Raw genomic sequence first — 10,091 nt, forward strand, 5'->3', positions numbered from 1 at the left:
TCAAGAAGCTAATATCTGGCAGGAAGCGGTGAAAGGGCTATACTATTTATCTCATGTTAAATGGGTGATGACAGCAAGAAATGTGAAAATAGATGATCTAAAAAGCAGTACAATATGTTCAGGAGGTCAGAATGAAAACAAATAACATTGATACAATTCAAGAAGTGGTAGATTACATTGAGGAGCATCTGGACGAAACGTTGAACCTGGATAGTATTTCTGGGAAGATGCATTATTCAAAATACCATTTGAGCAGAATGTTTGTGAGTATTGTAGGCTTTACGCTGCATCATTATATCCAGAGAAGGCGTTTAACCGAAGCGGCAAGATCACTGATCTTCACGGACAAACCGATCATGGAAATTGCTTTTTGTGCTGGATATGAGACACAGCAGTCCTTTACGGCCGGCTTCAAGTCTCTGTTCAAATGCAGCCCGCAGGCGTTTCGTAAAAAGCGGGAATTTTATCCGTACCAGTTAAAGTTTACGGCTGACGGACAGTCAGGGTTAAGAGGAGATATGATGATGGATATCAGAACTGCAGAATGCGGCAGAATTAAATTAGTAGGTTTCAAGAAAAACACACGTTTTGGTTTTCTGGCTATTGGAAAGTGCTGGCGAAAACTACATGCTAAAAAGCAATTGATTTCAAACAGGAATGACATGGATTTTCTGATTGGGCTTAATGACTATACAAAATGGGATTTAGAAAATGAAAAACAGCCGGCGTTTGATTATCTGGCGGCTGCAGAAGTTGATCATATAGAGAATATTCCTGCAGGTATGGAGGCAAAAGAGCTGCCGGCATGCAAGTATATTGTCTTCAGTTTCACGGCTAAATGCGAAGACAGTCTGCAGCCGGTTGCTGATTACGTCTATAAAGAGTGGTTTCCCCAATCGACCAGTCAGCTGAATGACCATGCACGGTATGATTTTGCAAAATACGGAGAAAAAGCAGATAAGGACGGAAAAAGCCGGATCGAATACTGGGTGCCGGTATTATAAAGGGGTCAGACCCTTTTGACCTCCGTTTTCAGAATATTCTCAAATTAGTAAACAGACATCGGGCAGAAAAGCCGGTGTATACTAAATACTTCTGTAGCATCTGTTATATTGAGAATATTGATCCTGAAAGCTACTATAATAATAAGCAGTCGTCGTTAACAGCGGATATGACAAAACGGCGTCTGCAGATAGGAATTAGAGATGTACTAGCGGACAGGAGGAATTCAAATGGCAGCACCAGAAAAAATATACCCGCGGACAGGAGATAATCAGACGATCTATCTGAAAAATGCAATTACCAATCCGAATATTAAGGTTGGCGATTATACGATGTATAATGATTTTGTGAAAGATCCCCGGGAGTTTGAAAAAAATAACGTTTTATATCACTATCCGGTCAATAGAGACCGCCTGAACATCGGAAAGTTTTGTTCTATTGCCTGTGGAGCAAAGTTTCTTTTTAACAGCGCGAACCATGCAATGGAATCACTGTCAACTTATCCGTTTCCACTGTTTTTTGAGGAATGGGGACTTGACAGAAATGATGTGGCAGACTCCTGGGACAATAAAGGTGATATCATAATCGGTAATGATGTCTGGATTGGATATGAGGCTGTTATACTGTCCGGGGTAACAATAGGGGATGGTGCCATAATCGGCGCCAGGGCCGTTGTGACAAGAGACGTTCCGCCATATACGATTGTCGGCGGAGTGCCCGCAAAAGCGATTAAAAAGAGGTTTTCTGAAGACACAATCTCCTCATTGCTCAGTTTACAGTGGTGGGACTGGTCACAAGAGAAGATTGCAGAAAATATCGCCGCAATTAAAGGCGGCCGCATTGAGCAGCTGAAGTAGCCACAGAGCCTGCCTGGAATTTCAAGGTTCGTCCAGAGCGTGTCTACACTTTATGCCCCTTTTTCGCTGTGATTTTCCTTATCTGGCGTATCGTATTCTCCGGCAGCCATGATAACACGTTTGATTTTCAAGCAGGTCAGGTCTCGGGCACGGGAAAAGGCGGCCTCCAGGGCAGGCGTTCCCGCACCAGTATTCGCAAACAGCACGGCGCAGCTGTCTTCCTGAATCAGGAGGCTCTGCCTGTGTTCAATAGAATCAGCGGGATAAGGATCAGATCCAAACAGCATAAGGTTCTGATTAATACTGCAGAGATCATTCACAAAATGAATGCGTGAAAGCAATCCATATTGGTACTCGGTTTTGCAGTACCCATTTAATTTATGGAATATATCCAGAAAATATTTTTGCGAGGAAGCTTTGGGAAGATAGAACTCTGCATGAGGGCTTGCAAACAGAAAATACTGGATCTCTCTGACCGGCTCAACGCAGCCGGCAGGAAGAATGATAATATCAATATCGTTAAGAATCGTTTCCGCCTGGGATATGTCTCTGCGGAAAGAGGTTGATCCTGAGGAAACAAACAGCAGCTTTTTCCCGCAGGCATCAATATACCAGGTAGGATTGCATAAAAAGCGTCCGGAAGACGGTGTCTTAGTAAAAGTAGAGATTTTCATGATTTACTCCTCATACAATAGCAGGCATATGTAAGTGAGCCTGGTGTTAACCTGATTTCAAGTAAGTTATTACTGAATAGATAGAGCAAAAAAACAATTTCTTCTATAATTTACCACATTACCGCAATAAAGACAAGCTAAATTTATTGACGGGTAGGGGACGCCTGTCGGGGGGCGGGAGTTCTGCAGCGGCGAGAGCAGTGGATCAAAACGTCTGCTCGCACATTGTACTCCTCCAGCCAGTCCTATCTTAGTTGCCGTTCCCATCCGCTTTTCCCGATAATGTCCTCCCCTCCAATTCTTTCCCATTTTTTGCATAATTCCCGCATCTAAGACGCATCCTATTCAGAAGAATGTATTGAGGTGAATAGCATGGTTGAAAAATCAATTTGGAGTATTTCTGCATCGTCTGCAAAGTATCCCCCGCTGCATGGCGATATTGAGACGGATACGGTTATTATAGGCGGAGGGATGGCCGGGATTCTGACGGCTCATTTTCTGGAGCAGGCGGGGATGAAGTGCGTGGTTCTGGAGGCGGACAGAATCGGGAGCGGGCAGACGAAGAATACCACGGCTAAGGTGACTTCCCAGCACGGGATGATATACGACAGGCTGCTGCAGAACGAGGGGATGGAGAAGGCGGGGCTGTATGCCGCTGCGAATCAGGAAGCGGTTGAACGATACCGAATTTTGGCGGAAAAGTATCAGGGGGACATTGGATGGAACCCGTGTCCTGCTTATTTGTATACCATGCAGGATACGGGCGCGCTGCGGCGGGAACATGAGGCGGCAAAACGGATCGGGATGGGGATGCAGCTGACAGAGAAGACGGAACTTCCGTTTCAGGTAAAACTGGCCTTGAAACTAGAGGGGCAGGGACGGTTTCATCCTCTGCGGTTTTTGTATATGCTGGCGGAGGAACTGACTATATTTGAGCATACAAAAGTAACTCATGCAGAGGATCATACAGTCGTGACAGCGCATGGAACCGTACATGCGCAGCGGGTCGTGTTTGCCTGCCACTATCCTTTTCTTAACAGTCCGGGATATTATTTTATGCGTATGCATCAGGAACGAAGTTATGTGCTGGCGGTGAAAAAGGCCGCTTCGTTGGAGGGGATGTATTACGGGATAGATGAGGACGGATTATCTTTCAGAAGCGCAGGAGAAAACCTGCTGATTGGGGGCGGGGGGCACCGCACCGGCAAAAATACAGCCGGGAATTCTTATGAATATCTAAGCAGCAGGGCGGAGGCCTTATGGCCGGAATGTAAAGAAACAGCCCGCTGGTCTGCACAGGACTGCATGACACTGGATGGGATCCCTTATATCGGAAAGTACAGTAAAAGCCAGCCGGACTGGTATGTGGCTACAGGATTTGGCAAATGGGGGATGACCAGCTCCATGGTATCCGCCATGATCCTGACCGACCTGATCTGCGGACGGCAAAACCAGTATGCGGACGTATTCACCCCCAGACGCTTCCACCTGCAGTCTTCTGTGGGCACCTTACTAAAAGAAGGCGGCTATGCAGTTTCCGGCCTTATGAAACAGCTGGCTGCAATACCAAAGGAGAAGCTTGAGGATCTGAGGCCGGGGCATGGCGGGATCGTAGAGCATGACGGAAATAAATACGGAGTGTACAGAGAAGAAACGGGAAAACTCTTTGCAATTTCTACAAGATGTCCCCATCTGGGCTGCCAGCTCGCCTGGAATCCCGATGAAAAAAGCTGGGACTGCCCTTGCCATGGATCACGGTTTGATTATCGGGGGAAACGGCTGGACGGTCCGGCACAGAATGACCTGGAATGTCATATCAGAAAGGAGAACTAGATGAAGGAAAAGTATTTTCATGGGACAGGTAAAAAAGGGCCCTATTTTGAGGGATGGTATCTGAAGCACCAAAATAAAGGGAAAACCATTGCATTTATACCGGCTGTACACGCAGATAAAGAAGGAAACTGGACGGCTTCCATCCAGGTGGTCATGGATCATGGTGCATGGAATTTTACGTATCCGATCGAAATGTGCCAGATTCACGACGATAAATTTCAGGTAAGAATCGGAGAGAATTTATTTAGTGAAAAAGGCATCTTAATCAGTATACACACGGATGAACTTACTGTAGAGGGGAAAATAGCCTACTCGGGTTTCCATAAAATCAGGGGAGATATTATGGGGCCGTTCCGGTTCTGCCCATTTATGCAGTGCAGCCACGGAGTGTTAAGTATGGCGCATAATCTGAAAGGTTCCCTGAGGGTCAACGGGAAACGGATGGATTTTACCGGGGGAAGAGGTTATATAGAAACGGACAGGGGAAAATCTTTTCCCGAAACATATCTCTGGACCCAGTGCGGATTCGGGGAAATACAACATACAAAAAAGAAGAAACGCCATGGGACAGGGAAGCGTCAGTATGCATTCGAGAAGAAAACGAAGGAACGCTTTCAGAAAGAAATGAACAGTATTATGGCATCTGTTGCAGATATACCATTCCTGGGAATGCATTTCAAAGGCTGTATTGCTGCGGTTCATTACCAGGGCAGGGAATACCGCATGGGCACTTATTTTGGGGCACGGATCACGGAATCCCGCGAGGGGGCCGTGACTTTGAGACAGGGAAAGCTCCTGCTGAAAATCAGGAAACTAGGGGAAAAGTCTCATGGGCTAAAGGCCCCTTATGAGGGGCGCATGGACCGGATTATAAAAGAGAGTCCGTCCTGCAGTATGGAATATCAACTGTGGAAAGGGAAAAGGCAGATCTTTCACCTCATCTCTGAGCAGGCTTCCTATGAGCAGGAATTTTCATAAAATCCGAGGCGGTATATTTCTAACATTTTTGTTATAGAAGACTGCTGCGGACAGAAAGTATGATACAATGTACGCAAAGTGTACATTAGGGAGTGGTAAAAATGAAAATTCTGATTGTTGAAGATGATATGACGCTGGCAAAGGAACTGGTGCTGTTGTGTGAAAGGTGGGGATTTGAAGCTGTTTATGCGAAACAGTTCGATGATATTACGAATGAATACATCAGCAGACAGCCGGATTTGATTCTGATGGATATTAACCTGCCAAGCTTCGACGGGTTCTACTGGTGTGAAAAGATACGCCAGATTTCTAATGTACCGCTTCTGTATCTTTCAAGCAGAGACCAGAATGCGGATAAGGTGATGGCCATGGCAGCAGGCGGGGACGATTATGTGGAAAAGCCATTCGACCCGGAGCTGCTCCTGCTGAAGATCCGGGCCATGCTGCGCCGGGCCTATGAGTATACGACCAATGAGAGAACCTATCTGAACGGCGGGATGTATTATGAGAGCGGGCAGTTTGTATGCAACGGAATGAATGTGGATCTGACAAAGTCGGAGAGTAAGATCATGGCGGCGCTGCTCTCCAAAAAAGGGAGCGTGGTCAGCAGGGAGAAGCTGATGCAGCAGCTTTGGAATACGGACGAGTTTGTGACGGATGCTTCGCTGAGCGTTCTTGTTTCGCGGCTCCGTGCAAAGCTGAACGAAGTGACGGGGGGAAGCGACATTATTGTAACGAAAAAAGGTATGGGGTATTATATAGAATGAAAAATTATCTCAAAGAGAAGAGATGGGGCATTCTGGCGGGGGCGGCAGTCCTGGCCGCCATCAATCTGTATTTTGGGGTGCTGTGCGCCCGCAGCGTAAATTTCGGGGATTTGCTGTATCTGGATGGAATCCTCCTGGCCGCAGGGCTTTTTTACCTAGCACTTGATTACAGAAAATGGAAGCAGATATCCTGCATTCTGGACGATGAAATACATAAGAACAGGGAAGAAGCCAGCCGTCTGCTCGGCGGCAGGGTTACAGAAGTGCTGTGCAGGATGGAAAAAGAAAATGCGGAAGATATCAGCGCGCTGCAGGAGGAACGGGAGGGGCTGACCGACTACATTACAAGATGGGCGCACGAAGTTAAGCTGCCGCTCTCCGCGTTGGGACTGATGAATGAGAGGAACCCCGACAGTGAACTGCAAGAGGAGATGCAGGGATGTCTGGAGCGGATCCAGCAGCTTTTAAACACCATGATGATGAGCAGCAAACTGAAAAATATGGAAAATGATGTACGCTATGAGAGGGTTTATCTGGAGGAAGCGGTCAATGAGGCTCTGAAGAATCAGTCATATTTCCTGATCCGGGAGCATTTTCAGATTGAAAAGAAACTTGAAGGTGCCGTGGTTTACAGTGACCGGAGGTGGCTTGTCTATATGCTGGATCAGCTCATCGGAAATGCGGTTAAATATAGAACAAAACAGCCGGCGCTCACCTTTGAGGCAAGATGTATTTCAGCCGACGAAGTAGAGCTTACAGTGAAGGACAACGGGATCGGAATCGCAGAAGGTGAGATTCCATACATTTTCGACAGAGGTTATATTGGAAGCAATCTGAGAAACGGTGATTATCGCTCTACAGGTATGGGGCTTTACTTCGTGAAGGAGACAGCCGAACATCTCGGGATCCGGCTGCAGGTATATTCCAGGCCGGAGAAGGGCACCCGGTTTACACTTCATTTTTCAAATAATACAGCATTTTTTAACATGAACATAGAGGCAGAGAGAGCGGCAGAAGAATGAACACAGCTTTGGCAGATGGCATTGCAATAATCCGGTAATCTTGCAGAAATGTTAGATATAGGAGGGGACTGTTATCCGGATGAAAGGATTTTTAACCCTCTTTTTGTTACAATTTTAGTGATAAAAGGAGGTATTCGTGATATGAAAAAAATAATGGAAATTAGAAATCTAGTAAAAAGTTTCGGAAGAAAAGATTATGAATCCCAGGTTTTGAAGGGAATCAATCTGGACATTCAGGAGCAGGACTTTGTTGCCATCATGGGGTCGAGCGGCGCAGGGAAATCGACTCTTCTGAATATGCTCTCCACACTGGACAAACCAACCAGGGGTCAGATATTTCTGGATGGGGAGGATGTTACAAAAGCGGACAATAAACGGCTGTCCATTATACGCAGGGATAAGATCGGTTTCATTTTCCAGGAATATAATCTGCTGGACAATATGACGTTGGAAGATAATATCGCTTTGCCGTTGTCTCTGAATGGAGTAAAGAGCAAAGAGGTGCAGAAAAGGGTGATGAATATGGCAAGGCTTTTCCAGCTGGAGGAGCATCTGTCAAAATACCCTTACCAGCTCTCCGGCGGGCAGAAACAGAGAGGGGCAAGCGCCCGGGCCCTGATCACGGAGCCAAAGATTATCTTTGCCGATGAGCCGACCGGAGCGCTGGACTCCAGATCCAGCCGGGATCTGCTGCAGAGTCTGAAAGCGGCCAATGACTCCGGGCGGGCAACGATCCTGATGGTGACACATGACGCCTACACGGCAAGCTACGCAAAGCAGGTCTATATGCTTTCTGACGGACAGGTACAGTGCCGGCTGAACAGCATGGGGGACAGAAAAGTCTTTTATGAAGAGATTATGGAACTGCTTGCTTCCATGGGAGGTGAGCGGTAGATGAGTTTGTGCAGACTGGCATTTTCCAACTTTAAGAGAAGTGTAAGGGAATATGCGGCGCTGATTATGTCCCTTGCATTTTCAGTTTTTATATTTTTTAATTTTCAAAATATTATCTATTCGGACTCCATGGACGTCCTGAACAGTATGAACAAAGACTACATTGACCTGGTCGTACATGCGGCATCCGTAGTATTTGGGGTGTTTTTGTTCTTTTTCATCTGGTATGCCACAAATGTATTTCTCAACCAGAGGAAGAAAGAGATCGGAATCTATACGTTTATGGGGCTGGATAATGTGCGCATTGGGAAAATGTACGCGCTTGAGGCATTTTTTATCGGTATATTTTCCCTGCTGGCGGGTCTGCTGGCCGGGACTGTATTTTCTAAATTATTTCAAATGCTGCTGATGAAACTGTCGGAGATTAGCGTAGATGTCCGGTTTTCATTTACGATAAAACCGGTTCTTATCACATCAGCTGTATTCTTTATCATATTTGGCATGATGATACTGAAAGGATATGTATCAATATCAAGGAGCAGCGTACTGAGTATGCTTTCCGGTGCAAAGCAGGAAGAAATGAAGCCGGAAAAAGGATGGATGGCCGCCCTGAAATCTGCAGCGGGATTGGCGGTACTGGGTGCAGGTTATATGTGTGCAATAAAAACCGGGAATCTGGATACTCTGTCGTATGCACTGCTTGCCGTAATACTGGTAATTGCAGGAATATATCTGTTGTTTGGCGGTGCAATTCCTTTCTTTATCAGAAAGCTGACGAAAAACAAGAAATTTCTGTATCAAAAGCAGCGCAGCCTTTGGGTGAATAATTTGTCCTTCAGAATCCGGAGAAATTACCGCACTTATGCCATGGTTACGATTCTGATGATCTGTTCCGTAACGGTGCTGGGTACAGCGATCGCCCTGAAGCAGCGTTATGATAAGATGGTGCATTTTCAAGAGACTTTCACATATCAGGTCGTAAGCTCACATGAGATGGATATGGAAGAGATGGAAGAGGGAATATCGAAGGAGAATAAAGTGGAATATAAAGCGGAGGCTTCTTACCTGCTTCTTGACCCGAGTATGTTCCATACGAAATATGTGAATTCTACTTATGCAATCATCCCTTTCTCTCAAATGAAAACGATTGCGGAAGAGGCGGGCATGCCTTTTGATTATACAGAATTGAAACAGGATGAGACAATTAAACTTTCGCACATCATTCTCATGAGCTTTGCAGGGCAGGAGCAACAGGACGTCCAGATCGGAGACAATTCTTATCATATTATTAAGGAAGACGATACCCCATATTTGGGCGCCATGCAGGAGCAGATGAGTATTTATGTGCTCAACGATGAGGTTTATAAAGAACTGGAGCCTAAGGGGATCCTGCTGCACATGTATAACTTCAAAATTGAAGATCCGTCGAATGCAGACGCATCCAGGAATTATCTGAGGAGCCTTTCCAAAACGGATGAAAACGGGCAGATGCAGGTGGGAGTTAACTTTTCGGGAGCCGATAGTGAGAAAGAAACTTGGATACGGGTTTTATATTCCCTATGTATCTTTATGTTTGTGACGCTGATCCTGGCAGGAGGCAGTATTATCTTCATCAAGCTGAACAATGATGCCTATGAGGACCGTGACAGGTACAGGATTCTGCGAAAACTGGGAATCCCCGGTGACACTCTGTATAAGTCCATGAAAAATGAGATACGGTTTACTTACTATTGTCCGTTTGTGCTCATGGCAGTATCCTCCTGGTTTGCAATTCGTGCACTGGGAAATGTAATGAAAGAAGATTTGTTCCGTGTGAATATTTACAGCGCGGTTTCTATACTGGTTATATTTACACTGGTTTATTTGGTATCGGTGCGGGTTTTCAGGGGGAAGGTTTTGGATACGTAGGAGTGGAGGAAGGGGGGACGCGAAAGGAAGGGATAGCCGCAACCCGCCCAAGTGCACATATGCCGCCTCGAAACGCGGACGCGAACCTAAGAAATTCTAGGAAGCCGGCAGCCGGGAAAGTGGGGTGATTTTGTGATTCGGTGATCACAAAATCAC

General features: G+C 46.0%; 9 protein-coding genes. 8 read left to right on the forward strand and 1 reads right to left on the reverse strand.

What is annotated here, in order from left to right; all coding sequences use genetic code 11:
- Window positions 1-131: 131 nt before the first annotated feature.
- Both GKG43_RS15700 and GKG43_RS15705 read left to right on the forward strand, forming a co-directional pair.
- A complete protein-coding gene (locus tag GKG43_RS15700; protein ID WP_050638891.1) occupies window positions 132-1,004 on the forward strand; it encodes a helix-turn-helix domain-containing protein in 873 nt (290 codons plus the stop codon).
- A gap of 228 nt (window positions 1,005-1,232) precedes the next feature.
- The gene (locus GKG43_RS15705) at window positions 1,233-1,859 is read left to right on the forward strand and encodes a CatB-related O-acetyltransferase (protein ID WP_129879581.1); all 627 of its coding nucleotides are present in this window, start codon (window positions 1,233-1,235) and stop codon (window positions 1,857-1,859) included.
- Between the two features lie 50 nt (window positions 1,860-1,909).
- On the opposite strand, the gene GKG43_RS15710 is transcribed toward GKG43_RS15705, so the two are convergent.
- Window positions 1,910-2,533 carry a hypothetical protein gene (locus GKG43_RS15710; RefSeq protein ID WP_055154956.1) on the reverse strand — a complete coding sequence of 208 codons (624 nt, stop codon included), beginning with the start codon at window positions 2,531-2,533 and terminating at the stop codon, window positions 1,910-1,912.
- A gap of 372 nt (window positions 2,534-2,905) precedes the next feature.
- On the opposite strand from GKG43_RS15710, the gene GKG43_RS15715 reads away from it, so the two are divergent.
- The 6 genes from GKG43_RS15715 (at window position 2,906) to GKG43_RS15740 (ending at window position 9,935) form a co-directional block, all read left to right on the forward strand.
- Entirely contained in the window at window positions 2,906-4,366 is a 1,461-nt protein-coding gene (locus GKG43_RS15715; protein WP_050638888.1) for an FAD-dependent oxidoreductase, read from the forward strand.
- The gene (locus GKG43_RS15720; RefSeq protein WP_050638887.1) at window positions 4,367-5,344 is read left to right on the forward strand and encodes a hypothetical protein; all 978 of its coding nucleotides are present in this window, start codon (window positions 4,367-4,369) and stop codon (window positions 5,342-5,344) included. It abuts the gene before it with no gap.
- 101 nt (window positions 5,345-5,445) lie between these two features.
- Window positions 5,446-6,111, forward strand: coding sequence for a response regulator transcription factor (locus GKG43_RS15725; RefSeq protein ID WP_050638886.1), 666 nt, complete (start codon window positions 5,446-5,448; stop codon window positions 6,109-6,111).
- Window positions 6,108-7,133 (forward strand): HAMP domain-containing sensor histidine kinase, encoded by a 1,026-nt coding sequence (locus tag GKG43_RS15730; RefSeq protein WP_055154955.1) that lies wholly within the window; start codon window positions 6,108-6,110, stop codon window positions 7,131-7,133. The genes GKG43_RS15725 and GKG43_RS15730 overlap by 4 nt, the downstream gene beginning before the upstream one ends.
- Before the next feature lie 141 nt (window positions 7,134-7,274).
- Window positions 7,275-8,027: an ABC transporter ATP-binding protein gene (locus tag GKG43_RS15735; RefSeq protein ID WP_055154954.1), complete on the forward strand. Its 753-nt coding sequence runs from the start codon at window positions 7,275-7,277 to the stop codon at window positions 8,025-8,027.
- Window positions 8,028-9,935: an ABC transporter permease gene (locus GKG43_RS15740; RefSeq protein WP_055154953.1), complete on the forward strand. Its 1,908-nt coding sequence runs from the start codon at window positions 8,028-8,030 to the stop codon at window positions 9,933-9,935. It abuts the gene before it with no gap.
- The last annotated feature ends 156 nt before the right edge of the window (window positions 9,936-10,091 follow it).

Origin of the sequence: Eubacterium sp. BIOML-A2 (assembly GCF_009680135.1) — a bacterium.
GTDB lineage: Bacteria > Bacillota > Clostridia > Lachnospirales > Lachnospiraceae > Faecalicatena > Faecalicatena contortus_B.

What these genes read in the sequence shown, in the direction of transcription:
- GKG43_RS15725 (WP_050638886.1), top strand. Translation starts at nt 5,446, where the DNA reads ATGAAAATTCTGATTGTTGAAGATGATATGACGCTGGCAAAGGAACTG.
- GKG43_RS15720 (WP_050638887.1), top strand. Translation starts at nt 4,367, where the DNA reads ATGAAGGAAAAGTATTTTCATGGGACAGGTAAAAAAGGGCCCTATTTT.
- GKG43_RS15715 (WP_050638888.1), top strand. Translation starts at nt 2,906, where the DNA reads ATGGTTGAAAAATCAATTTGGAGTATTTCTGCATCGTCTGCAAAGTAT.
- GKG43_RS15735 (WP_055154954.1), top strand. Translation starts at nt 7,275, where the DNA reads ATGAAAAAAATAATGGAAATTAGAAATCTAGTAAAAAGTTTCGGAAGA.
- GKG43_RS15740 (WP_055154953.1), top strand. Translation starts at nt 8,028, where the DNA reads ATGAGTTTGTGCAGACTGGCATTTTCCAACTTTAAGAGAAGTGTAAGG.
- GKG43_RS15710 (WP_055154956.1), bottom strand. Translation starts at nt 2,533, where the DNA reads ATGAAAATCTCTACTTTTACTAAGACACCGTCTTCCGGACGCTTTTTA.
- GKG43_RS15700 (WP_050638891.1), top strand. Translation starts at nt 132, where the DNA reads ATGAAAACAAATAACATTGATACAATTCAAGAAGTGGTAGATTACATT.
- GKG43_RS15730 (WP_055154955.1), top strand. Translation starts at nt 6,108, where the DNA reads ATGAAAAATTATCTCAAAGAGAAGAGATGGGGCATTCTGGCGGGGGCG.
- GKG43_RS15705 (WP_129879581.1), top strand. Translation starts at nt 1,233, where the DNA reads ATGGCAGCACCAGAAAAAATATACCCGCGGACAGGAGATAATCAGACG.